Source organism: Streptomyces sp. NBC_00353 (genome assembly GCF_036108815.1).
In the GTDB taxonomy this organism is placed as follows: domain Bacteria; phylum Actinomycetota; class Actinomycetes; order Streptomycetales; family Streptomycetaceae; genus Streptomyces.
Map to the genome: position 1 here is coordinate 7,432,237 of NZ_CP107985.1, position 24,535 is coordinate 7,456,771.

Genomic DNA, 24,535 nt, shown 5'->3' on the forward strand with positions numbered 1-24,535 from the left:
CTCAGCCTATAGCGGGGGCAGCGCGGGGAGGTGGCCGCCGTCCACGGTGAGTGCGGACCCGTCGCGGCGCCCGGAGAGCCAGCCCAGCAGCTCCGGCGCGGTGCCACGGACCACGACAGGGCTGCCTTCCGCGCCGCCGCCCGTGGTCCAGAACCTGCCGTCGTCGGCGGCCACACCCGTGGACACGACCTCCGGGTGCCGGCCGAACCGCTCCACGAGGAAGTCGATCTCGCGGACCACGAACTCGTCCGGCAGGTCCTCAAGCTCGTAGCCGATGCCCAGGTCGACATGGTGCAGCTCGACCTCGATCCAGCGGCGGAAGGGGACGCGGGACGCCGAGTCCGTCACGCCGTTGCGCATCGTGATCGTGCGCGACCAGTCGGCCGGTTCGGCGGCCACGGCCAGGAAGCGGGCCGCGCTCTCGCGCACATCGGCCAGCTGTTCCGCGAGCGGCCGGGGTGCGTCGCGCTCGATGTCACGCTCGCGGGTTTCGCTGTCTGCGTACATCGGGCGGCTCTGGAGAACATTTACGAGCGCGTCGGCGTTACGAGAGAGGTGCGCAAGAACATGGCCCCGGCTCCAGCCGGGCAGCCGCGACGGCTCGGCGACTGTGAGGTTGTCCAATTTGCCTGTTGCGCTGAGGAGCCGATCGGTCGCTTCACGTACGGCTTCCAGGTCGCGCGCATGATCAATCATGTGGCCGAGCCTAGCGTCGCCACTCATTCGGGTGAAGGAGATATCGGCCGTCCATAAATCGAATGCGCGTGCTATACGCTCGGAGTCGAAAGCTTCGTACATCGCTGTGGCGCCCCCCATACCCTGGGACGGGGGCTCAGTTCCCCCACTTCTTCTCTAGAAAGGTGCGGACAGGCGTGGTCGACCGTCTCATCGTCCGTGGCGCTCGCGAGCACAACCTCAAGAACGTCTCGCTCGACCTCCCCCGCGACTCCCTCATCGTCTTCACCGGGCTCTCCGGGTCGGGCAAGTCATCGCTGGCGTTCGACACGATCTTCGCCGAGGGTCAGCGGCGATACGTGGAGTCGCTCTCCTCGTACGCCAGGCAGTTCCTCGGCCAGATGGACAAGCCGGACGTCGATTTCATCGAGGGCCTGTCGCCCGCCGTCTCCATCGACCAGAAGTCGACCTCGCGCAACCCGCGCTCGACGGTCGGCACGATCACCGAGGTCTACGACTACCTCCGGCTGCTCTTCGCCCGGATCGGCAAGCCGCACTGTCCCGAGTGCGGCCGGCCGATCTCCCGCCAGTCGCCGCAGGCCATCGTCGACAAGGTGCTCGCCCTGCCCGAGGGCAGCCGCTTCCAGGTGCTGTCGCCGCTGGTGCGCGAGCGCAAGGGCGAGTTCGTCGACCTCTTCTCCGATCTGCAGACCAAGGGCTACAGCAGGGCCAGGGTCGACGGTGAGACCATCCACCTCGCCGAGCCGCCCAAGCTCAAGAAGCAGGAGAAGCACACCATCGAGGTGGTCATCGACCGCCTCACGGTGAAGGACAGCGCCAAGCGCCGGCTGACCGACTCGGTCGAGACCGCGCTCGGTCTCTCCGGCGGCATGGTCGTGCTCGACTTCGTCGACCTCCCCGAGGACGACCCCGAGCGTGAGCGGATGTACTCCGAGCACCTCTACTGCCCGTACGACGACCTCTCCTTCGAGGAGCTGGAGCCGCGCTCCTTCTCCTTCAACTCGCCCTTCGGTGCCTGCCCCGACTGCACGGGTATCGGTACGCGGATGGAGGTCGACCCGGAGCTGATCGTCCCCGACGAGGAGAAGTCCCTCGACGAGGGCGCGATCCACCCCTGGTCGCACGGCCACACCAAGGAGTACTTCGGGCGGCTGATCGGCGCCCTCGCCGACGCCCTCGGATTCCGTACGGACATCCCGTGGGCCGGACTGCCGCAGCGCGCGAAGAAGGCCCTGCTGCACGGCCACAAGATCCAGACCGAGGTCCGCTACCGCAACCGCTACGGGCGCGAGCGTGCGTACACCACCCCGGCCTTCGAGGGTGCGGTGCAGTTCGTCAAGCGGCGGCACTCCGAGGCCGAGAGCGACTCCAGCCGGGAGCGCTTCGAGGGCTACATGCGCGAGGTGCCCTGCCCGACCTGTGAGGGCACGAGGCTGAAGCCGATCGTCCTCGCGGTGACGGTGATGGAGAAGTCCATTGCCCAGGTCTCCGCGATGTCGATCAGCGAGTGCGCCGAATTCCTCGGCCGGTTGAAGCTGAACGCCCGCGACAAGAAGATCGCCGAGCGAGTGCTGAAGGAGGTCAACGAGCGGCTGAGGTTCCTGGTCGACGTCGGCCTCGACTACCTCTCGCTCAACCGCGCGGCAGGCACCCTGTCCGGCGGCGAGGCGCAGCGCATCCGGCTCGCCACCCAGATCGGCTCCGGCCTGGTCGGCGTGCTGTACGTGCTGGACGAGCCGTCCATCGGACTGCACCAGCGCGACAACCACCGGCTGATCGAGACCCTGGTCCGCCTCCGCGACATGGGCAACACGCTCATCGTCGTCGAGCACGACGAGGACACCATCAAGGTCGCCGACTGGGTCGTCGACATCGGCCCCGGTGCCGGTGAGCACGGCGGCAAGGTGGTCCACTCCGGATCGCTCAAGGACCTGCTGGCCAACGACGAGTCGATCACCGGTCACTATCTGGTCGGCAAGAAGTCCATCCCGATGCCCGACATCCGGCGCCCGGCCGACCCGACGCGCCGGCTCACGGTGCGCGGAGCCCGGGAGAACAACCTCCAGGACATCGACGTCTCGTTCCCGCTCGGCGTACTCACCGCGGTCACCGGTGTCTCGGGCTCGGGTAAGTCGACGCTGGTCAACGACATCCTCTACACCCACCTGGCGCGCGAGCTGAACGGCGCCAAGTCGGTCCCAGGCCGGCACACCCGGGTCGACGGTGACGACCTGGTCGACAAGGTGGTGCACGTCGACCAGTCACCGATCGGCCGGACGCCGCGGTCCAACCCGGCGACGTACACCGGCGTCTTCGACCACGTCCGCAAGCTGTTCGCCGAGACGATGGAGGCGAAGGTGCGCGGTTATCTGCCGGGCCGCTTCTCCTTCAACGTCAAGGGCGGCCGCTGCGAGAACTGCTCCGGCGACGGCACGATCAAGATCGAGATGAACTTCCTGCCGGACGTGTACGTCCCGTGCGAGGTCTGCCACGGGGCGCGGTACAACCGGGAGACCCTGGAGGTCCACTACAAGGGCAAGTCCATCGCCGAGGTGCTGGACATGCCGATCGAGGAGGGCCTGGAGTTCTTCGAGGCCGTCCCGACGATCGCCCGCCACCTCCGTACGCTCCACGAGGTGGGCCTCGGATACGTCAGGCTCGGCCAGTCCGCGCCGACGCTCTCCGGCGGTGAGGCACAGCGCGTGAAGCTTGCGAGCGAGCTGCAGAAGCGCTCCACCGGCCGCACGGTCTATGTCCTGGACGAGCCGACCACCGGACTGCACTTCGAGGACATCAGCAAGCTCATCAAGGTGCTGTCCGGGCTGGTCGACAAGGGCAACTCGGTGATCGTCATCGAGCACAACCTCGATGTCATCAAGACCGCGGACTGGGTCATCGACATGGGCCCCGAAGGTGGCAACGGCGGTGGCCTGGTCATCGCCGAAGGCACGCCGGAGCAGGTCGCCATGGTCCCGGCGAGCCACACCGGCAAGTTCCTGCAGGGCGTCCTGGACCCGGTCCGGGTGAGCGAGGCGGCAGTGCCGGCGGCGCGCAAGCCGGTACGGAGGGCGGCGGCGAAGACGGTGGCCGCCAAGTCGTCCCCGGCGAGGAAGACGGCTACGGCGAAGACGGCTTCGGCCACGGCGGCCGCGGCGAAGAAGCCCGCGGCGAAGAAGGCGACCCGTACGCGCAAGGCCTGACCCGCACGGCGTCGAGAGGGCGGTTCCCGGACAGGAGCCGCCCTCTCGCGCGTACCGCTGTGACCAGGCGCGATCGTCCAGGACCGGCCCGGCCGCGAGGCTGTCCTTCTCCGCCGGTATCGTCGCTTCTGTCACCGATGCCTGTGGTGCCTGTGGTGCCTGTGGTGCCACTGGTATCCCCGGAGTCTCCTGGCACCCCCCGGTACCCGGCGCTTCCCTGACGCCCCTCGCCCTGCCCCTCACACCCTGTGGAGTCCGCATGTCCGGCCAGCCCGCCCGCCGTACCGTGCTGAAGGGGGCCGCTCTCGCCGGTGTCGCCGGGCTGGGAGTGGCCGCCTGTTCGACCGAGTCGAAGCTCGGGCATGCCGAGACGCCCACCCCCACCGCCCCCGTGGAGCTCGGTGCCGCGGACGAGGTGCCGGTCGGCGGATCCAAGCTCTACCGCGAGCAGCGGGTCGTGGTCAGCTGCCCGGCCAAGGGCCAGTACAAGGCTTTCAGCGCCCAGTGCACCCACGCGGGCTGTCTGCTGGACAAGGTCGAGAAGAACGAGGGGAACTGCCCCTGCCACGGCAGCCGCTTCGACACGACGACCGGCGAGGCGGTGCACGGCCCGGCGACCGTGCCGCTGCCCTCCGTCCCGGTCAGGGTCGAGGGCGGAAAGCTGATAGCCGGTCCTGACGCCTGACGCCTGACGCCTGACGCCTGACGCCTGACGCGCCGGGCGCACGGGGACCAGCGGTCGTCACTCCCAGTCCCAGTCGATGCCGACCAGGCCGGGCCGCACCCCCTGCTCCACCAGGTGCACGGTCCGGTGCCGGCCGGTGAGTGTGAGGTCCGTACGGCCGCCGCGCGGAGCCCCCACCGAAACCTGGGCGAACCGCCGGCACCGTACCGGCAGCGCCTCCTCGTCGAAGTGCACCTGCAGCACGTACTGTCCGCCGCCGAAGCTGAAGCCGCGCACGTACTCGCCGCACGGGCCGCCCGTACCGTCGTCGAACCCGTAGCCGAAGAGGTACGTCTCACCCGCCCGCAGCCGGGTGTCGAAGAGCAGCTCGGCGATGAGCACCCCCGCCTCCCGGTCCCAGCGGACCCGGCCGGTCCGGCAGTTCTCCCGGGCCGCCACCTCCACCCGCGCGGGGTCGCAGCCCGGATCGCCGCGGTACACGGCGAGATAGCGGTCGATCCCGTCGCGGTGCGCGCGCACGACGTGCTGCGAGTCCCGGCGCCGCAGCTCCCGGCCGGACCCGATCCGTACCCGTTCCTGGTGCCCCACCGTGTGCAGCCCGCCGTCGGCCGGTGACTCCAGCGCGTCGAGCAGCCGCTCCACCGCGCCGGACGCCTCCATCAGGGAGCGGTACGAACGAGCGGCCGGTCGCTCGGCGTCCGCGCGGGCATCCCCGGCGTCGAGCAGCCGGAGCAGCGAGTTCCCCGGCAGTTCCAGCACCTCCTCCAGCGCCTTCACCGCCCGCAGGGACTCGGCGCGCTGCGGGCGCCGGGCCCCCTGCTGCCAGTAACTCAGGCTGGTCACGCCGACCTTGACCCCGCGGTGTGCGAGATGGTGCTGCACCCGCTGGAGCGGCAGCCCACGCACCGAGAAGGCGGTGCGCAGCGCCAGATGGAACGGGCCGGTGTGCAGCACCTGCGCCAGCTCGGCCTCGGTGCGCTGCATGACGTGCCTCCAGTGAACGTTCACGGCACGGGGCGGGGAGACCGCGCCGATGGGAGCGGGACGGCAGGTGGCCGGGGGCGGACCGTTCACGCGTCCGCCACACCGTTCACACCACGCTGTTCCCCCGCATTGAAGCGTGTTGACCCGTTCCCGACAACGGTCGATGCTCCTTGAACGGTGACGGCGCCCGCTGACCCCGTGCTCCGGGGCGCGCTCCCCCACCCCGCACCCCGGAGCACGGCATCACCCCCGAGGACACCGCACTGTCACCGCCCGCAAGTAGGGTGGGCACCATGGCAGACCCCTCCAGCTACCGCCCCAAGCCGGGACAGATCCCCGACTCCCCGGGGGTCTACAAATTCCGCGACGAGCACCGCCGGGTGATCTACGTCGGGAAGGCGAAGAGCCTGCGCCAGCGCCTGGCCAACTACTTCCAGGACCTGGCCAATCTCCACCCGCGCACCCGCACGATGGTCACCACGGCCGCCTCCGTCGAGTGGACCGTCGTCGCCACCGAGGTCGAGGCGCTGCAGCTGGAGTACTCCTGGATCAAGGAGTTCGACCCCCGGTTCAACGTCAAGTACCGCGACGACAAGAGCTATCCCTATCTCGCGGTCACGCTGAACGAGGAGTTCCCGCGGGTCCAGGTCATGCGCGGCGCCAAGAAGAAGGGCGTGCGGTACTTCGGTCCGTACGGGCACGCCTGGGCGATCCGCGAGACCGTCGACCTGATGCTCCGGGTCTTTCCCGTCCGCACGTGCTCCGCCGGTGTCTTCAAGAACGCCACGCGGACCGGCCGCCCCTGCCTCCTCGGCTACATCGGCAAGTGCTCGGCGCCCTGCGTCGGCCGGGTCACCCCCGAGGAGCACCGAGAATTGGCGGACGGCTTCTGCGACTTCATGGCCGGCCGCACGGGCACGTACATCCGCCGGCTGGAGAAGGACATGATGGCGGCGGCCGAAGAGATGGAGTACGAGCGGGCGGCCCGGCTCCGCGACGACGTGGAGGCCCTCAAGCGGGCCATGGAGAAGAGCGCCGTCGTCCTCGCCGACGCCACCGACGCCGACCTGATCGCGGTCGCCGAGGACGAGCTCGAGGCCGCCGTGCAGATATTCCACGTCCGCGGCGGCCGGGTACGCGGCCAGCGCGGCTGGGTCACCGACAAGGTCGAGGCGGTCGACACCTCGGGCCTCGTCGAGCACGCCCTGCAGCAGCTGTACGGGGAGGAGACAGGCGACTCCGTCCCCAAGGAGGTCCTTGTCCCGGCCCTTCCGGAGGACCCCGAAGCGGTCTCCCAGTGGCTCGCCGACCGCCGGGGCTCCCAGGTCAGCCTGCGCATCCCGCAGCGTGGCGACAAGAAGGACCTGATGGTGACGGTCCAGCGCAACGCCCAGCAGGCCCTGGGGCTGCACAAGACCAAGCGCGCTTCCGATCTGACGACCCGCTCCCGCGCCCTGGAGGAGATCGCCGAGGCGCTCGGCCTCGACACGGCTCCGCTGCGCATCGAATGCTTCGACATCTCCCATCTCCAGGGCGACGACGTGGTCGCGTCCATGGTCGTCTTCGAGGACGGTCTGGCCCGCAAGAGCGAGTACCGCCGCTTCCAGATCAAGGGCTTCGAGGGGCAGGACGACGTCCGCTCGATGCACGAGGTGATCGGTCGTCGCTTCAGGCGCTACCTCCAGGAGAAGGAGCGGACGGGGGAGTGGGAGGAGAGCCCGGCACCCTCCGGAGCCGTACCGGCCCCGGACCCCGCCGCCGGGGACGGCGACCCCTTCGACAACGAGCCCCGCGAGGACGACGGCCGCCCCAAGCGGTTCGCCTACCCGCCGCAGCTCGTCGTGGTCGACGGCGGCCAGCCGCAGGTCGCCGCGGCCAAGCGGGCCCTCGACGAGCTGGGGATCGACGACATCGCGGTCTGCGGCCTCGCCAAGCGCCTCGAAGAGGTATGGCTGCCCGATGACGACGACCCCGTGGTCCTGCCCCGCTCCAGCGAGGGCCTCTACCTCCTGCAGCGCGTCCGCGACGAGGCCCACCGCTTCGCCATCACTTATCAGCGGGCCAAGCGCGCCAAGCGCATCCGCTCCAGCCCCCTGGACGCCGTCGCAGGCCTCGGCGAGACCCGGAAACAGGCGTTGATCAAGCATTTCGGCTCCGTGAAGAAGCTGAAGCAGGCGACAATCGACGAGATCTGCGAGGTTCCGGGGATAGGCCGCAGGACGGCGGAATCAGTGGCTGTCGCCCTCGCCTCGACCACCCCGGCCGCGCCCGCCGTGAATACGGCGACAGGAGAGATCATTGAAGAGGACGACGGGGGCAGCACGACATGACTGAGCACGAACACGAGCAGGAGCGCGCGCACGACGGCACAGACCGCGTGCACGACAGCACGGACCGAGCAGACGGAGCAGGACACGTGAGTACGGGCACCACGACCGAGACGGGCGATGCCACCGCGGCCATCCCCGAGCTGGTGATCATCTCCGGCATGTCGGGCGCCGGACGATCCACCGCCGCCAAGTGTCTGGAGGACCTCGGCTGGTTCGTCGTCGACAACCTGCCGCCCGCCCTGATCCCCACCATGGTGGAGCTCGGCGCCCGGTCCCAGGGCAATGTGGCCCGGATCGCCGTCGTCGTCGACGTGCGCGGCCGCCGTTTCTTCGACAACCTGCGTGAGTCCCTCGCCGACCTCGCGTCCAGGCACGTCACCCGGCGGATTGTCTTCCTGGAGTCCTCCGACGACGCGCTGGTCCGCCGCTTCGAATCGGTCCGCCGCCCGCACCCCCTCCAGGGCGACGGCCGCATCGTCGACGGCATCGCCGCCGAGCGCGACCTGCTGCGCGAGCTGCGCGGCGACGCCGACCTGGTGATCGACACCTCCAGCCTCAATGTGCACGAGCTGCGCGCCAAGATGGACGCCCAGTTCGCCGGTGACGAGGAGCCGGAGCTGCGCGCCACGGTGATGTCGTTCGGCTTCAAGTACGGCCTGCCGGTCGACGCGGACCTGGTGGCCGACTGCCGCTTCCTGCCCAACCCGCACTGGGTCCCCGAGCTGCGCCCGTTCACCGGACTCAACGAGGAGGTCTCGGCGTACGTCTTCAACCAGCCGGGCGCCAAGGAGTTCCTCAACCAGTACACCGAGCTGCTCCAGCTGGTTGCCGCGGGCTACCGCCGTGAGGGCAAGCGCTATGTGACGATCGCCGTCGGCTGCACGGGCGGCAAGCACCGCTCCGTCGCGATGTCCGAGAAGCTGGCCGCCCGGCTCGCCGCCGAGGGGATCGAGACCGTTCTCGTCCACCGGGACATGGGGCGCGAGTGACCAGCCGCAATCTGCGCCTGCGGCGGCTGCGCAGAGCCACCTCTGCGCTCTCCGCCCGCAAGCGTGGCGCCCAGCCCAAGGTCGTCGCGCTCGGCGGCGGCATGGGCCTGTCCGCGTCGCTCGCCGCGCTGCGCCGGATCACCGGCGATCTCACCGCTGTGGTCACCGTCGCCGACGACGGCGGCTCCAGCGGCCGGCTCCGTGAGGAGCTCGGCGTCCTGCCGCCCGGCGACCTCCGCAAGGCGCTCGCCGCACTCTGCGGCGACGACGACTGGGGCCAGACCTGGGCGCAGGTCATCCAGCACCGCTTCCAGTCCAAGGGCGATCTGCACGAGCACGCGGTCGGAAATCTGCTGATCGTCGCCCTCTGGGAGCAGCTCGGCGACCATGTACAGGCCCTGGACCTGGTCGGCAAGCTCCTCGGCGCGCACGGCCGGGTGCTGCCCATGTCCGCTGTGCCGCTGGAGCTCCAGGCGCTCGTACGGGGCCACGACCCGGCCCGTCCGGACGCCGTGGACACGGTGCGCGGCCAGGCGACGGTGGCGCTGACCCCCGGTGAGGTGCAGTCCGTGCACCTCGTCCCGAACGACCCGCCGGCCGTCCCGGAGGCGGTCGAGGCGGTCCTCGACGCGGACTGGGTGGTGCTCGGCCCGGGATCCTGGTTCTCTTCGGTGATCCCGCATCTGCTCGTACCGGAACTGCTCGACGCGCTCGTCGCGACGAAGGCCCGCAAGGTCCTCTCGCTCAACCTGGCACCGCAGCCCGGCGAAACTGATGGCTTCTCTCCGCAGCGTCATTTGGAGGTTTTGGGACGACACGCCCCTAAACTCGCCCTGGACGTGGTGCTGGCCGACGAAGCCGCCGTGCCCGATCGCGAGTCCCTCGCCGATGCCGCCAAGCGGCTCGGTGCCGCGGTCGAGCTGGCGCCGGTGGCCTCACCCGACGGCGTTCCGATCCATGATCCGGAGCTGTTGGCCGCCGCGTACGACCGTATTTTTCGGATGCATGGAAGGATCGGCCCATGGCGATGACGCCAGCGGTGAAGGACGAAATCTCTCGGCTTCCCGTGACCCGGACCTGCTGCAGGAAGGCAGAGGTTTCGGCGATTCTTCGGTTCGCGGGCGGGCTGCACCTGGTGAGCGGCCGGATTGTGATCGAGGCGGAGCTGGACACCGCGATGGCGGCGCGTCGGCTGAAGCGGGACATTCTCGAAATTTTCGGGCACAGCTCGGAGCTGATCGTGATGGCTCCCGGCGGGCTGCGCCGCGGCTCCCGCTATGTCGTACGGGTGGTGGCGGGCGGCGACCAGCTGGCCCGCCAGACCGGCCTGGTGGACGGTCGCGGCCGGCCCATCCGCGGGCTGCCCCCGCAGGTGGTCTCGGGGGCCACCTGCGACGCCGAGGCTGCCTGGCGCGGTGCCTTCCTGGCCCACGGCTCGCTCACCGAGCCGGGCCGCTCCTCCTCGCTGGAGGTGACCTGCCCGGGCCCGGAGGCGGCGCTCGCACTGGTCGGCGCGGCCCGCAGGCTCTCCATCGCGGCGAAGGCCCGCGAGGTACGCGGCGTGGACCGGGTCGTCGTCCGCGACGGCGATGCGATCGGCGCCCTGCTCACCCGGCTCGGCGCCCATGAGTCGGTGCTGGCCTGGGAGGAGCGGCGGATGCGCCGCGAGGTCCGGGCCACCGCCAACCGGCTCGCCAACTTCGACGACGCCAACCTGCGCCGCTCGGCACGGGCCGCGGTGGCCGCAGGCGCCCGGGTGGGGCGCGCCCTGGAGATCCTGGGCGAAGAGGTGCCCGAGCACCTCGCGGCGGCCGGACGGCTGCGCATGGAGCACAAGCAGGCCTCCCTGGAGGAGCTGGGTGCGCTCGCCGACCCGCCGCTGACCAAGGACGCGGTAGCCGGCCGGATCCGCCGGCTGCTGGCCATGGCCGACAAGCGGGCCCAGGACCTCGGTATCCCGGGGACGGAGTCCACGCTCAGCGAGGAGCTCGCCGACGGCTTGGTGGGCTGAGGTGAAACGGCGTCGAATCCCGGCCGAAGGCGGCACGTGCTTTGCCCCCGGGGATGTTGACACTCCGTAATCGTCACTGCATGTGAGGCCGAGCAACCGGAGGCCCGTACGCCTACCGGGGAGTACGGGCCTTCGCGGCGCTTCCGGCCCCGCACGATGTCACTCCGGAGCCCACGGAGAGGTAGGGTCGGAGGCGGTCGGGGACATCCCATACAACTCGCCGGCGTCGAAACCCGGCGTACCTAACGAGGAGATCGGTTCGTGACGATCCGCGTAGGCATCAACGGCTTTGGCCGCATCGGTCGTAACTACTTCCGCGCGCTGCTGGAGCAGGGTGCGGACATCGAGATCGTGGCTGTCAACGACCTGGGTGACACTGCGACCACGGCCCACCTGCTGAAGTACGACACCATTCTGGGTCGTCTGAAGGCAGAGGTCAGCCACACCGCCGACAGCATCACTGTCGACGGTCACACCATCAAGGTGCTCTCCGAGCGCAACCCGGCCGACATCCCCTGGGGTGAGCTGGGCGTCGACATCGTCATCGAGTCGACCGGCATCTTCACCAAGAAGGCCGACGCCGAGAAGCACATCGCGGGCGGCGCCAAGAAGGTCCTCATCTCGGCTCCGGCCAAGGACGAGGACATCACCATCGTGATGGGCGTCAACGAGGAGAAGTACGACGCGGCCAACCACCACGTCATCTCCAACGCCTCCTGCACCACCAACTGCGTCGCGCCGATGGCCAAGGTTCTGGACGAGAACTTCGGCATCGTCAAGGGCCTCATGACGACGGTCCACGCGTACACGAACGACCAGCGCATCCTGGACTTCCCGCACTCCGACCTGCGTCGCGCCCGCGCCGCGGCGGAGAACATCATCCCGACCACGACCGGTGCCGCCAAGGCCACCGCTCTGGTGCTCCCGCAGCTCAGGGGCAAGCTCGACGGCATCGCGATGCGCGTCCCGGTCCCGACCGGCTCCGTCACCGACCTGGTCATCACGCTGGAGCGCGAGGTCACCCGCGACGAGGTCAACGCCGCGTTCCAGAAGGCCGCCGAGGAAGGCCCGCTCAAGGGCAAGCTCGTCTACACCCAGGACCCGATCGTGTCCTCGGACATCGTCTCGGACCCGGCTTCCTGCACCTTCGACTCCCTGCTCACCATGGCAGAGGGCACGCAGGTCAAGGTCATCGGCTGGTACGACAACGAGTGGGGCTACTCCAACCGCCTCGTCGACCTGACCGTCTTCGTCGGCAGCCAGCTCTGACCGTCGGATCGGCAGGCACCTCGATGTGAGCAAGGGGCTCGGACAGCGCAACGCAGCGCCGTTCGAGCCCCGTTGCATGCTTCCCCGCCCTCCAAGGAGTCCAGCAAGATGAAGACGATCGACGAACTTCTCGCCGAAGGGGTCACCGGCAAGCGCGTATTCGTCCGCGCCGACCTCAACGTGCCGCTGAGCGGCACCACCATCACCGACGACGGCCGCATCCGCGCCGTCCAGCCGACCGTGGAGAAGCTGGCCGCGGCCGGTGCCCGGGTCATCGTCGCCTCGCACCTGGGCCGCCCCAAGGGCGCCCCGGACCCGGCCTTCTCCCTGGCCCCCGCCGCCGCCCGGCTCGGCGAGCTGATCGGTGCCGACGTGGCCTTCGCGACCGACACGGTCGGCGAGTCCGCCCGTGCCACGGTCGCCGCGCTCACCGACGGCAAGGTCGCCGTCATCGAGAATCTCCGCTTCAACCCCGGCGAGACGTCGAAGGACGACGCCGAGCGCGGCGCGTTCGCCGATCAGCTCGCCGAGCTCGCCGATGTGTACGTGGGCGACGGCTTCGGAGCCGTCCACCGCAAGCACGCCTCGGTCTTCGACCTCCCGGCCCGGCTGCCGCACGCCGCGGGCGACCTGATCGCCACCGAGGTCGGCGTCCTGAAGAAGCTCACCGAGGACGTCGCGCGCCCGTACGCCGTCGTGCTCGGCGGCTCCAAGGTCTCCGACAAGCTCGGCGTCATCGACCACCTCCTGGAGCGGGCCGACCGCATCCTCATCGGCGGCGGCATGGCGTACACCTTCCTCAAGGCCCAGGGCCACGAGGTCGGCAGCTCCCTCCTGCAGGAGGACCAGATCCCGGCGGTGCTGGAGTATCTGAAGCGGGCCGAGGAGAAGGGCGTGGAGTTCGTGCTCCCCGTCGACGTCGTGGTCTCCGAGCAGTTCCCCGACCTCAAGACCAAGGCCCCGAGCCGGCATACCACCGTGCCCGCGGATGCCATCCCGGCCGGTGTGATGGGTCTGGACAACGGACCCGAGACCAACAAGCTGTACGCCTCGAAGCTCGCCGACGCCGTCACCGTCTTCTGGAACGGCCCGATGGGCGTTTTCGAGCACCCCGATTACGCCGAGGGCACCCGGGCAGTCGCCCAGGCCCTCGTCGACTCCGAGGGCTTCAGTGTCGTCGGCGGTGGCGACTCCGCCGCGGCCGTCCGCATCCTGGGCTTCGACGAGAACGCATTCGGCCACATCTCGACCGGTGGCGGCGCCAGCCTCGAATACCTCGAGGGCAAGACGCTTCCCGGCCTCGCCGCACTGGAGGACTGACCTTTCATGAGCACCCGTACCCCGCTGATGGCGGGCAACTGGAAGATGAACCTCAACCACCTCGAGGCCATCGCACACGTCCAGAAGCTCGCCTTCGCCCTGGCCGACAAGGACTACGACGCCGTCGAGGTCGCCGTCCTGCCGCCCTTCACCGACCTGCGCTCGGTGCAGACGCTGGTCGACGGCGACAAACTGAAGATCAAGTACGGCGCCCAGGACATCTCGGCGCACGACTCCGGCGCGTACACCGGCGAGATCTCCGGTCCCATGCTCGCCAAGCTGAAGTGCACCTATGTGGCCATCGGCCACTCCGAGCGCCGCCAGTACCACCACGAGACCGACGAGATCGTCAACGCCAAGATCAAGGCCGCGTACAAGAACGGCCTCACCCCGATCCTGTGCGTCGGCGAGGAGGAGTCGGTCCGCGAGGACGGCCGCCACGTCGCGCACACCCTCGCGCAGGTCGACGGCGCGCTCAAGGACATTCCGGCCGAGCAGGCCGAGTCCATCGTGATCGCGTACGAGCCGGTCTGGGCCATCGGGACCGGCAAGGTCTGCGGCGCCGACGACGCCCAGGAGGTCTGCGGGGCCATCCGCGGCCGGCTCGCCGAGCTGTACTCCCAGGAGCTGGCCGACGCGGTCCGCATCCAGTACGGCGGCTCGGTGAAGTCGGGGAACGTCGCGGAGATCATGGCAAAGCCCGACATCGACGGTGCGCTGATCGGTGGCGCCGCTCTCGACGCGGACGAATTCGTCAAGATCGTCCGCTTCCGCGACCAGTGAGTATGCGGTAGCGCGGATCCGTCGTACCCTTGCGGGGGCCGAGGAGGTGCGTCCTCCCGGCCCCCGTTGTCCGTCAGATCCGTTAGAGCAGTCCAAGGGAATTCCGGAAAGTAGGGACCAGCCGTGGTTATGGGGTTCTCGATCGCCCTGATCGTCTTCAGCCTGCTGCTGATGCTGCTGGTGCTGATGCACAAGGGAAAGGGCGGCGGCCTCTCCGACATGTTCGGTGGCGGTATGCAGTCGTCCGTCGGTGGCTCGTCGGTCGCCGAGCGAAACCTCGACCGGATCACCGTAGTGGTCGGTCTGGGATGGTTCGCGTGCATTATTGTGCTTGGTCTGCTGATGAAGCTGGACAACTGACCCGCCGTCCGCGATTCCCGGTGAGGGTGTAACTCCTTTCACTGGACGCACGTTGGGCCTTACGTAGACTGGGGCATCTTCGAGCACCATCACGCAGGGAGTTACGACCGTGGCAAGTGGCAACGCGATCCGGGGAAGCCGGGTCGGAGCGGGGCCGATGGGGGAGGCCGAGCGGGGCGAGTCCGCGCCGCGCCTCCGCATCTCCTTCTGGTGCTCGAACGGGCACGAGACGCAGCCGAGCTTCGCCAGTGACGCGCAGACACCGGAGACTTGGGACTGCCCGCGCTGTGGTTTCCCGGCCGGCCAGGACCGGGACAACCCGCCGGACCCGCCGCGCACCGAACCGTACAAGACGCACCTTGCGTATGTACGCGAGCGGCGCAGCGATGCGGACGGCGAGGCCATCCTCGCCGAGGCCCTCGCAAAACTTCGGGGCGAAATCTAAGAGTTGTTCACCGGCCGGTCACCCCCAGGGTGCCCGGCCGGAGTGCATTTGTCGGCGCCGCAGCTCTCTGTCGCCTCGCCCACCCCTCTGATCAATTAAGTTGGAGTGGCAGCGGGGCATGTGCAGGCACGAGAAGAAGTGGGCTGATATCCGGGATGAACGCACAAAGCCGAACCAAGCTCAATCAGACGCCCGAATGGACCGCTCTCGGCAAGCACCGTGAGCAGCTCGGCCAGACCCATCTGCGGCAGCTGTTCGCGGACGATCCCGAGCGCGGCACCGGATATACCCTCCGGGTCGGCGATCTGTATCTCGACTACTCCAAGCACCTGGTCACCGACGAGACGCTCCGGCTGCTGCGCGAGCTCGCCGACGCCACCGGTGTCGCCGAACTGCGGGACGCCATGTTCCGTGGCGAGAAGATCAACACCACCGAGGACCGCGCTGTCCTGCACACCGCGCTGCGTGCCCCGCGCGACGCGGTCATCGAGGTCGACGGCGAGAACGTGGTGCCCGCCGTGCACGCCGTGCTCGACAGGATGGCGGCTTTCGCCGACCGCATCAGGTCGGGGGAGTGGACCGGTCACACCGGCAAGCGGATCAAGAACGTCGTCAACATCGGCATCGGCGGTTCCGACCTCGGTCCCGCCATGGCGTACGAGGTGCTGCGCTCCTTCACGGACCGCTCGCTCACCGTCCGCTTCGTGTCCAACGTCGACGGGGCCGACCTGCACGAGGCCGTCCGCGACCTCGACCCGGCCGAGACGCTCTTCATCATCGCGTCGAAGACGTTCACCACGATCGAGACCATCACCAACGCCACCTCCGCCCGCAACTGGCTGCTGACCGGTCTGCGCGCCGACCAGGACGCCGTCGCGAAGCACTTCGTGGCACTGTCGACGAACGCCGAGAAGGTCGCTGACTTCGGCATCGACACCGCCAACATGTTCGAGTTCTGGGACTGGGTCGGCGGCCGCTACTCGTACGACTCCGCCATCGGCCTCTCGCTGATGATCGCCATCGGCCCGGACCGGTTCCGCGAGATGCTTGACGGCTTCCACCTCGTCGACGAACACTTCCGCACCGCCCCGCCGGAGGCCAACGCCCCGCTGCTGCTTGGCCTGCTGGGTGTCTGGTACGGCGCGTTCTTCGATGCCCAGTCGCACGCCGTGCTGCCGTACAGCCACTATCTGTCCAAGTTCACCGCCTACTTGCAGCAGCTGGACATGGAGTCCAACGGCAAGTCCGTGGACCGGGACGGCCATCCGGTCGAGTGGCAGACCGGCCCGGTCGTCTGGGGCACGCCCGGCACCAACGGGCAGCACGCCTACTACCAGCTGATCCACCAGGGCACCAAGGTCATCCCGGCCGACTTCATCGGCTTCGCCGAGCCGGTCGCCGATCTGCTGCCCGGACTGGTCGCCCAGCACGATCTGCTGATGGCCAACTTCTTCGCCCAGACCCAGGCGCTCGCCTTCGGCAAGACGCCGGACGAGGTCCGTGCGGAGGGCGTCGCCGAGGAGCTCGTGCCGCACAAGACGTTCCGGGGGAACCACCCCACGACCACGATCCTGGCCGACCGGCTGACGCCGTCCGTCCTCGGTCAGCTGATCGCGCTGTACGAGCACAAGGTCTTCGTCCAGGGCGCCGTCTGGAACATCGACTCGTTCGACCAGTGGGGCGTCGAGCTCGGCAAGGTCCTCGCCAAGAAGATCGAACCGGTGCTGACCGAGACGGCGGCGGCGGGGGGCGGCGAGCAGCTGGACAGCTCGACCGCCGCACTGGTCGCCGCGTACCGCACGCGCAGGGGGCGCTGAGCCGGATGACCCCGGGGGAGAGGGCGGTACGGCTCCGGCCGTAGAACAGCACGCCGGACCCGAGCGCCGTCACCCGGTGGCGGCCGAGCGGCCGCCGACCGCGGCGGTCCTCGGCGTGGCGTGTGCCGTCCTCTTCCCCGCCGGTGGCTCGTACGGGGCCGCGGCCCCCGGCATCGGCTCCGCCTGCGAGGCCGTACCGGGGCTGCTGGAGGCCTTCCTGGGGACTGCCCGACCCGGTCAGCCGTGCGTCGTGTCGATGACGCAGAAGCGGTTGCCCTCGGTGTCCGCGAGCACCACGAAGTCCGGGTCCTGCGGATACAGCTGCCAGTCGACCCGGGCCGCCCCGAGTGTGAGCAGCCGCTCCACCTCGGCGTCCTGCTCCTCCGTGTACAGATCCAGGTGGACCCGGGGGACCTCCTGCACGGGGGACTCGCTCAGCCCCAGGGACAGCCCGACGCCCTGGCCGTCGGCCGGCACCAGCACCACCCAGTCGTCCGTCGCCGGCTCACGCTCCACATGGCCGAGCGCCGCCGTCCAGAAGGCGGCCGCCCGACGGACGTCCGACGCACCCATCACCACGGTTCCGATACGCACCATGGCCGGAGCCTTTCACGGCGAAGGCCCGGTCCGCTCCTGAGAGCGGACCGGGCCCGACGTACCGCAGTACTGACGACTGCTCAGGGAGAGGCCGGCGGATACAGTGCGCGCGGCAGCCGGGAGGCCGCCGCCGCATCCAGCAGCCACAGGGTGCGGCTGCGTCCGTACGCGCCCGCCGCCGGGGCCTGGATCTCCCCGGCGCCCGACAGCGCGATCTCCGCGGCCTCCGCCTTGTCCTCGCCCGCCGCGAGCAGCCACACCTCGCGCGCCGCCCGGATCGCGGGCAGCGTCAGTGAGACCCGGGTGGGCGGCGGCTTGGGAGCGCCGTGCACACCGACGACGGTGCGCTCGGTCTCCCGTACCGCGGGCAGCTCCGGGAACAGCGACGCGACATGCGTGTCCGGGCCCACGCCCAGCATCAGCACATCGAACGTCGGTACCGGGCCGTGGTCCTCCGGACGGGCCGCGGCGGCCAGTTCGTCGGCGTACGCGGCCGCGGCGGCGTCGGCGTCGTTGCCGCAGGGGCCGTCCGACGCGGGCATCGCATGGACCAGGGACGGGTCCAGCGGCACCGAGTCCAGCAGGGCCCGACGGGCCTGCGTGACATTGCGCTCCGGATCGCCCTCCGGCAGGAACCGCTCGTCGCCCCACCACAGTTCGAGCCGCGACCAGTCGATCGCGTCCCGGGCGGGCGCCTCGGCGAGAGCGGCCAGCAGGCCGTTGCCGTTGCGTCCGCCGGTGAGCACCACCGAGGCGTGACCGCGCGCGGCCTGGGCGTCCACGATCTTCGTGATCAGCCGGGCGGCGGCGGCCTGCGCCATCAGCTCCTTGTCGCGGTGCACGACAAGTTGAGGGGCACTCACTTCGCTGCCGCCTTCTTCGCCGCAGTCTTCTTCGCGGCTGCCGGTGCGGCGGCGGTGGCGGGCTTCTCCGGCTCGGCGGACTTCGGCTCCGCCGCGCCGCCGAGCCGGTCCACGCCGAACTTCACCGCGGACGCGTAGATGTTGTCCGGGTCGAGACGCCGCAGTTCCTCGGCGAGCAGTTCGGCGGTCTCCCGTCGCTTGAGCGCCACCGCACGGTCCGGCTGCCCCTCCATGCAGAGAGTGGCCAGCGAACCGTCGGGCCGGTCCAGGACGATGGTGCCGCCCTTGGTCTGCATCCGTACGGCCGTCAGACCGGGACCGTCGGAACGCGTGCGCTCCACCGGCACGCCCAGCCGGTCCGAGAGCCACATGGCGAGCAGCTCACAGCTCGGGTTCTCGGACTCGCCCTCGACCGTCGCCGAGAGGACCTCGACGGGCTTCTGGTCGAGTGCGGCCGCGAGCATCGAGCGCCACGGCGTGATGCGGGTCCAGGACAGATCGGTGTCGCCCGGGGTGTACGACTTGGCGCGCACCCCGAGTTCGGCGCTCGGGTGCTCCGCCGAATACGCGTCCGTGATCCGGCGCTGGGCGAGTGCGCCCAGCGGATCATTGGCCGGGTCCTCGGGCGCGCCCTCGGGCCACCACACCACGACCGGGGCGTCCGGCAGCAGCAGTGGCAGGACGACCGACTGGGCGTGGTTGGCAAGTTCACCGTGCAGTCGCAGCACGATGGTCTCGCCGGAGCCCGAGTCGGAACCGACCCGCACCTCGGCGTCGAGCCGCGCGTCGCGCCGGCTGCGCGGCGAGCGGCTGGCCCGCTTGATCACCGCGATGATGCGCGAGGGGTGCTCGCGCGAGGAGTCGCCGGCCGCCTTCAGGGCGTCGTACGCGTTCTCCTCGTCGGTGACGACCACCAGGGTCAGCACCATGCCGACAGCCGGCGAGCCGGCGGCACGCCGGGCCGACACCAGCGCCTGGTTGATCTTGCTGGAAGTGGTTTCCGTGAGATCGATCTTCATGGCCGACGCCAGCTCCGTCCATCTCGTGCGAGCATCTCGTCCGCCTCGGCCGGACCCCAGGTGCCCGCCGCGTACTGCGCGGGCTTGCCGTGCTTGTCCCAGTACTCCTCGATCGGGTCGAGGATGTTCCAGGAGAGTTCGACCTCCTGGTGGCGGGGGAAGAGGTTGGCGTCGCCGAGCAGCACATCGAGGATGAGCCGCTCGTACGCCTCCGGGCTGGACTCCGTGAAGGACTCGCCGTAGGCGAAGTCCATCGTGACGTCCCGGACCTCCATCGAGGTGCCGGGGACCTTGGAGCCGAAGCGCACCGTGACGCCCTCGTCCGGCTGCACCCGGATGACCAGGGCGTTGCCGCCCAGCTCCTCCGTCGCACCGGACTCGAAGGGCAGGTACGGCGCGCGCTTGAAGACGACCGCGATCTCGGTGACCCGGCGGCCGAGCCGCTTTCCGGTCCGGAGGTAGAACGGCACGCCCGCCCAGCGGCGGTTGTTGATCGTCAGTTTGATCGCGGCATAGGTGTCGGTCTTCGACTTGGGGTCGATACCGTCCTCCTCGAGGTAGCCGAGCACTTCCTCGCCGCCCTGCCACGCGTGCGCGTACTGGCCGCGCACGGTGTGCTTGCCCAGGTCCTCCGGCAGCTCCACCGCCGTGAGCACCTTGAGCTTCTCGGTCACCAGGGCCTTCGGGTGGAAGGAGCCGGGCTCCTCCATCGCCGTCAGCGCCAGCAGCTGGAGCAGGTGGTTCTGGATGACGTCACGGGCTGCCCCGATGCCGTCGTAGTAGCCGGCCCGGCCGCCGATGCCGATGTCCTCGGCCATCGTGATCTGGACATGGTCGACGTACGACCGGTTCCAGATCGGCTCGAACATCGTGTTGGCGAAGCGCAGCGCCAGGATGTTCTGGACCGTCTCCTTGCCCAGGTAGTGGTCGATCCGGAAGACCTCGTTGGGCGGGAACACATCGTGCACGAGCTGGTTGAGCTCCTGCGCGCTGGCGAGGTCGTGGCCGAACGGCTTCTCGATGACGGCGCGCCGCCAGGAACCCTCCTTCTGGTCCGCCAGCCCGTGCTTCTTGAGCTGCTGGACGACCTTGGGGAAGAACTTCGGCGGCACGGACAGGTAGAAGGCGAAGTTGCCGCCCGTGCCCTGTTCCTTGTCGAGCTCCTGGATGGTGGCCTTGAGGGTCTCGAAGGCGTCGTCGTCGTCGAAGTTGCCCTGGACGAAGCGCATCCCCTGGATGAGCTGCTGCCAGACCTCCTCACGGAACGGCGTACGCGCGTGCTGCTTGACCGCGTCGTGGACCTCCTGCGCGAAGTCCTCGTCGTGCCATTCACGGCGCGCGAAGCCGATGAGCGAGAAGCCCGGCGGCAACAGACCGCGGTTGGCCAGGTCGTAGATGGCGGGCATCAGCTTTTTACGGGACAAATCGCCCGTGACGCCAAAGATGACCAGGCCCGACGGCCCCGCGATACGCGGGAGCCGGCGGTCCTGGGCGTCACGGAGCGGGTTGGCTCCGGGAACACCAGACAAAGTGGTCAGCCCTCCGAAGGGGCGAGGCGCTTGAGCTCCGCCTCGGTGGAGTTGAGCAGGTCGATCCAGGACGCCTCGAACTTCTCGACGCCCTCGTCCTCGAGGAGCTGTACGACGTCGTCGTACGAGATCCCGAGCTTTGCGACGGCGTCGAGCTCGGCCCGCGCCTGGGCGTAGGTGCCGGCGATGGTGTTGCCGGTGACCTCCCCGTGGTCGGCCGTGGCCTCCAGGGTGGCCTCGGGCATGGTGTTCACCGTGCCGGGGGCGACCAGGTCGACGACGTACAGCGTGTCCTTGTACGCGGGGTCCTTCACGCCGGTGGAGGCCCACAGCGGACGCTGCCTGTTGGCCTGCGCCTTGTCCAGGGCGGCCCAGCGGTCGGAGGAGAAGACCTCCTCGTACGCCTCGTAGGCCAGCCGGGCGTTGGCGAGCGCCGCCTTGCCCTTCAGCGCCTTGGCCTCGTCGGTGCCCACTGCGTCGAGCCGCTTGTCGATCTCGGAGTCCACGCGGGACACGAAGAACGAGGCCACCGAGTGGATCTTGGAGATGTCCAGACCCGCGGCCTTCGCCTTCTCCAGGCCCGCCAGGTAGGCGTCCATGACCTCGCGGTAGCGCTCCAGCGAGAAGATCAGCGTGACGTTGACGCTGATGCCCCTGCCGATGACCTCGGTGATGGCCGGCAGACCGGCCTTCGTCGCCGGGATCTTGATGAGCGTGTTCGGCCGGTCCACCAGCCAGGCGAGCTGCTTGGCCTCGGCGATCGTGGCGTCGGTGTGGTGGGCCAGCCGCGGGTCGACCTCGATGGAGACCCGGCCGTCCTGACCGTCCGTGGCGTCGAAGACCGGCCGCAGGATGTCGGCGGCGTCACGGACGTCCGCCGTCGTGATCATGCGGATGGCCTCGTCGACCGTGACCTTGCGGGTCGCGAGGTCGGTGAGCTGCTGCTCGTAACCGTCGCCGTGCGAGATGGCCTTCTGGAAGATCGACGGGTTGGTGGTGACGCCCACGACGTGCTGCTGGTCGATCAGTTCGGCGAGGTTGCCGGACGTGATCCGCTTGCGCGACAGGTCATCGAGCCAGATCGCCACGCCCTCGTCGGAGAGGCGCTTGAGTGCGTCTGTCATGAGAATTGCATCTCCTACTAGTCGTATAACGGCGTCAGCGCGTGACGTCGGCGAGGGATTCCCGGGCTGCGGCGGCCACGTGCTCGCCGGTGAAGCCGAACTCGCGGAAGAGGACCTTGGCGTCGGCCGAGGCACCGAAGTGCTCCAGCGAGACGATCCGTCCGGCGTCACCGACGTACCGGTGCCAGGTCAGGCCGATGCCCGCCTCGACGGCGACGCGGGCCTTCACGGACGGCGGCAGAACGCTGTCCTTGTACGCCTGGTCCTGCTCCTCGAACCACTCGACGGAGGGCATCGACACGACCCGGGTCGGGATGCCGGCCGCCTGCAGCTCCTCGCGCGCCTCGACGGCGAGGTGCACCTCGGAACCGGTACCGATCAGGAGGACCTGCGGCTCCGCGCTCTGCCCGTCGGTCCCTTCGGAGTCGAAGAGCACATAGCCGCCCTTGGCCGCGTCCTCGTTCGCCTCGTACGTGGGCACGCCCTGGCGGGTCAGCGCCAGACCGTGCGGGGCGCCCTTGCCGAACACCTTGGTGTAGCGGCGCAGGATCTCGCGCCAGACGATGGAGGTCTCGTTGGCGTCGGCCGGGCGGACGATGTTCAGGCCCGGGATGGCGCGCAGCGAGGCCAGGTGCTCGACCGGCTGGTGGGTCGGGCCGTCCTCGCCGAGACCGATCGAGTCGTGCGTCCACACGTACGTCACCGGCAGGTGCATCAGCGCGGACAGACGCACGGCGTTGCGCATGTAGTCGGAGAACACCAGGAAGGTGCCGCCGTAGATGCGGGTGTTGCCGTGCAGTGCGATGCCGTTCATGGCCGCGGCCATGGCGTGCTCGCGGATACCGAAGTGGATCGTTCGGCCGTACGGGTCCGCGCCCGGCAGCGGGTTGCCCGCCGGGAGGAACGACGACGTCTTGTCGATCGTGGTGTTGTTCGAGCCGGCGAGGTCGGCGGAGCCGCCCCACAGCTCGGGGATGATCTCGCCGAGCGCCTGGAGCACCTTGCCGGAGGCGGCGCGGGTGGCGACCGCCTTGCCCGGCTCGAAGACCGGAAGCTTGTCCTCCCAGCCCGCGGGCAGCTCGCCCGCCGAGATCCGGTCGAACTCGGCGGCGCGCTCCGGGTTGGCGGTGCGCCACGCGGCGAACTTCTTCTCCCACTCGGCCTTGGCCTCACGGCCGCGGTCCAGCGCCTCACGGGTGTGCGAGATGACCTCGTCGGAGACCTCGAAGGTCTTCTCCGGGTCGAAGCCCAGGACCTTCTTGGTCGCGGCGACCTCGTCGTCGCCGAGCGCCGAGCCGTGCGAGGCCTCGGTGTTCTGGGCGTGCGGGGCCGGCCAGGCGATGATCGAGCGGGCCGCGATGAACGACGGACGCCCGGTCTCGGCCTTGGCCGCCTGCAGCGCGTCGTAGAGACCCGCCGGGTCCAGGTCGCCGTTGGGCAGCTGGGCGACGCGCTGGACGTGCCAGCCGTACGCCTCGTACCGCTTCAGGGTGTCCTCGGAGACCGCGGTCTCCGTGTCGCCCTCGATGGAGATGTGGTTGTCGTCCCAGAGCAGGACCAGGTTGCCCAGCTTCTGGTGCCCGGCCAGCGAGGACGCCTCCGCGGAGATGCCCTCCTGCAGGCAGCCGTCACCCGCGATGGCCCAGACCATGTGGTCGAACGGGGAGGTGCCGGGGGCCGCCTCCGGGTCGAACAGACCACGCTCGTAGCGGGCGGCCATCGCCATGCCCACGGCGTTGGCGACACCCTGGCCCAGCGGGCCCGTCGTCGTCTCGACACCGGTGGTGTGGCCGTACTCCGGGTGCCCGGGGGTCTTCGAACCCCAGGTACGGAACGCCTTGAGGTCATCGAGCTCCAGGCCGTACCCGGCCAGGTAGAGCTGGATGTACAGGGTCAGGCTGGTGTGGCCCGCCGAGAGCACGAACCGGTCGCGGCCCGTCCAGTCCGCGTCGGCGGGGTCGTGCCGCATCACCTTCTGGAAAAGGGTGTACGCGGCGGGAGCCAGGCTCATCGCCGTACCCGGGTGGCCGTTTCCGACCTTCTGTACGGCGTCGGCGGCAAGGACGCGGACAGTGTCCACGGCCCGCTGGTCCAATTCGGTCCACTGGAGGTCTGTGGTGGTCGGCTTGGTGCTCACCCTGAGTCAGGGCTCCTCTCCACTGTTGTAAACCGGTGACTGTGACCGCACCGGACATTGTCGAGCCTACCCCCGACGGAACCCGCAATTTCCGGGTGCTTTCCAGGGTGCAGGCGACCCGCGAAGTTCGCCTCCCGTATGAGCGGGAGGGCTCACTTCTGCGCTACTCCAATGAGCGCGACCAGCTACTTCTGCGCCACTCCGATGAGCGTCACTCCTTACTTATGCGCCTCTCCTGCGCGGCACTTCTGCGCCGCTTCCGCACAGCACTTCTGTGCCACTCCAACACGACCCCACCCCCGCGAAGAACGGCCTGTCCCCAACGTCTACAGTGGTCTGGTTCGCGCAAGTCTTTACTGGGCCTTCATGTCCGGAGC

20 protein-coding genes are annotated in these 24,535 nt (G+C 69.4%); 12 read left to right on the plus strand and 8 right to left on the minus strand.

Translation table 11 applies throughout. From position 1 onward, the window contains the following. Positions 1–6: 6 nt before the first annotated feature. A complete protein-coding gene (locus tag OHA88_RS33490; protein WP_328628249.1) occupies positions 7–696 on the minus strand; it encodes a maleylpyruvate isomerase family mycothiol-dependent enzyme in 690 nt (229 codons plus the stop codon). Between the two features lie 176 nt (positions 697–872). Here OHA88_RS33490 and uvrA point away from each other — a divergent pair, with 176 nt between their 5' ends. Continuing rightward, positions 873–3,896, plus strand: a complete 3,024-nt coding sequence (uvrA, locus tag OHA88_RS33495; protein ID WP_328628250.1) for an excinuclease ABC subunit UvrA — start codon at positions 873–875, stop codon at positions 3,894–3,896. 259 nt (positions 3,897–4,155) lie between these two features. Further along, entirely contained in the window at positions 4,156–4,581 is a 426-nt protein-coding gene (locus OHA88_RS33500) for a Rieske (2Fe-2S) protein (protein ID WP_267005757.1), read from the plus strand. 57 nt (positions 4,582–4,638) lie between these two features. On the opposite strand, the gene OHA88_RS33505 is transcribed toward OHA88_RS33500, so the two are convergent. Beyond that, the gene (locus OHA88_RS33505; protein WP_328628251.1) at positions 4,639–5,565 is read right to left on the minus strand and encodes a hypothetical protein; all 927 of its coding nucleotides are present in this window, start codon (positions 5,563–5,565) and stop codon (positions 4,639–4,641) included. A 293-nt stretch (positions 5,566–5,858) separates the two neighbouring features. Between OHA88_RS33505 and uvrC the strand changes: the two genes are divergently transcribed. The 10 genes from uvrC to pgi all read left to right on the plus strand — a co-directional run bounded on the left by uvrC (position 5,859) and on the right by pgi (position 16,889). After that, complete coding sequence (gene uvrC, locus OHA88_RS33510) at positions 5,859–7,895, plus strand: excinuclease ABC subunit UvrC (protein ID WP_267005759.1); 2,037 nt, start codon at positions 5,859–5,861, stop codon at positions 7,893–7,895. Further along, positions 7,892–8,884 (plus strand): RNase adapter RapZ, encoded by a 993-nt coding sequence (gene rapZ, locus OHA88_RS33515; RefSeq protein WP_328628252.1) that lies wholly within the window; start codon positions 7,892–7,894, stop codon positions 8,882–8,884. The genes uvrC and rapZ overlap by 4 nt, the downstream gene beginning before the upstream one ends. After that, positions 8,881–9,915 (plus strand): gluconeogenesis factor YvcK family protein, encoded by a 1,035-nt coding sequence (locus tag OHA88_RS33520; protein ID WP_030974710.1) that lies wholly within the window; start codon positions 8,881–8,883, stop codon positions 9,913–9,915. The genes rapZ and OHA88_RS33520 overlap by 4 nt, the downstream gene beginning before the upstream one ends. Then, complete coding sequence (gene whiA, locus OHA88_RS33525) at positions 9,906–10,895, plus strand: DNA-binding protein WhiA (protein ID WP_030919772.1); 990 nt, start codon at positions 9,906–9,908, stop codon at positions 10,893–10,895. Before OHA88_RS33520 ends, whiA begins: the two co-directional genes overlap by 10 nt. A gap of 261 nt (positions 10,896–11,156) precedes the next feature. Continuing rightward, a complete protein-coding gene (gap, locus tag OHA88_RS33530; protein WP_030919775.1) occupies positions 11,157–12,164 on the plus strand; it encodes a type I glyceraldehyde-3-phosphate dehydrogenase in 1,008 nt (335 codons plus the stop codon). Positions 12,165–12,272: 108 nt separating this feature from the next. Continuing rightward, positions 12,273–13,484, plus strand: coding sequence for a phosphoglycerate kinase (locus OHA88_RS33535; protein ID WP_030919777.1), 1,212 nt, complete (start codon positions 12,273–12,275; stop codon positions 13,482–13,484). A 6-nt stretch (positions 13,485–13,490) separates the two neighbouring features. Then, complete coding sequence (gene tpiA / locus OHA88_RS33540; protein WP_328628253.1) at positions 13,491–14,267, plus strand: triose-phosphate isomerase; 777 nt, start codon at positions 13,491–13,493, stop codon at positions 14,265–14,267. Between the two features lie 129 nt (positions 14,268–14,396). Further along, the gene (gene secG, locus OHA88_RS33545; RefSeq protein WP_030919783.1) at positions 14,397–14,627 is read left to right on the plus strand and encodes a preprotein translocase subunit SecG; all 231 of its coding nucleotides are present in this window, start codon (positions 14,397–14,399) and stop codon (positions 14,625–14,627) included. 109 nt (positions 14,628–14,736) lie between these two features. Beyond that, entirely contained in the window at positions 14,737–15,072 is a 336-nt protein-coding gene (locus OHA88_RS33550) for an RNA polymerase-binding protein RbpA (RefSeq protein ID WP_078852825.1), read from the plus strand. A gap of 155 nt (positions 15,073–15,227) precedes the next feature. Further along, positions 15,228–16,889: a glucose-6-phosphate isomerase gene (pgi, locus tag OHA88_RS33555; RefSeq protein WP_328628254.1), complete on the plus strand. Its 1,662-nt coding sequence runs from the start codon at positions 15,228–15,230 to the stop codon at positions 16,887–16,889. Between the two features lie 237 nt (positions 16,890–17,126). On the opposite strand, the gene OHA88_RS33560 is transcribed toward pgi, so the two are convergent. The 6 genes from OHA88_RS33560 to tkt form a co-directional block, all read right to left on the minus strand. After that, entirely contained in the window at positions 17,127–17,486 is a 360-nt protein-coding gene (locus OHA88_RS33560; RefSeq protein WP_328628255.1) for a VOC family protein, read from the minus strand. 80 nt (positions 17,487–17,566) lie between these two features. Further along, the gene (pgl, locus tag OHA88_RS33565; protein ID WP_267005766.1) at positions 17,567–18,349 is read right to left on the minus strand and encodes a 6-phosphogluconolactonase; all 783 of its coding nucleotides are present in this window, start codon (positions 18,347–18,349) and stop codon (positions 17,567–17,569) included. Further along, positions 18,346–19,368: a glucose-6-phosphate dehydrogenase assembly protein OpcA gene (gene opcA, locus OHA88_RS33570; protein WP_328628256.1), complete on the minus strand. Its 1,023-nt coding sequence runs from the start codon at positions 19,366–19,368 to the stop codon at positions 18,346–18,348. The genes pgl and opcA overlap by 4 nt, the downstream gene beginning before the upstream one ends. Next, entirely contained in the window at positions 19,365–20,897 is a 1,533-nt protein-coding gene (gene zwf, locus OHA88_RS33575) for a glucose-6-phosphate dehydrogenase (RefSeq protein ID WP_267005768.1), read from the minus strand. The genes opcA and zwf overlap by 4 nt, the downstream gene beginning before the upstream one ends. A 5-nt stretch (positions 20,898–20,902) precedes the next feature. Next, on the minus strand, positions 20,903–22,021 hold the full coding sequence (gene tal, locus OHA88_RS33580; RefSeq protein WP_326631176.1) for a transaldolase: 1,119 nt from the start codon (positions 22,019–22,021) through the stop codon (positions 20,903–20,905). Between the two features lie 34 nt (positions 22,022–22,055). Then, positions 22,056–24,158 carry a transketolase gene (gene tkt, locus OHA88_RS33585; RefSeq protein WP_326631178.1) on the minus strand — a complete coding sequence of 701 codons (2,103 nt, stop codon included), beginning with the start codon at positions 24,156–24,158 and terminating at the stop codon, positions 22,056–22,058. Between the last annotated feature and the right edge of the window lie 377 nt (positions 24,159–24,535).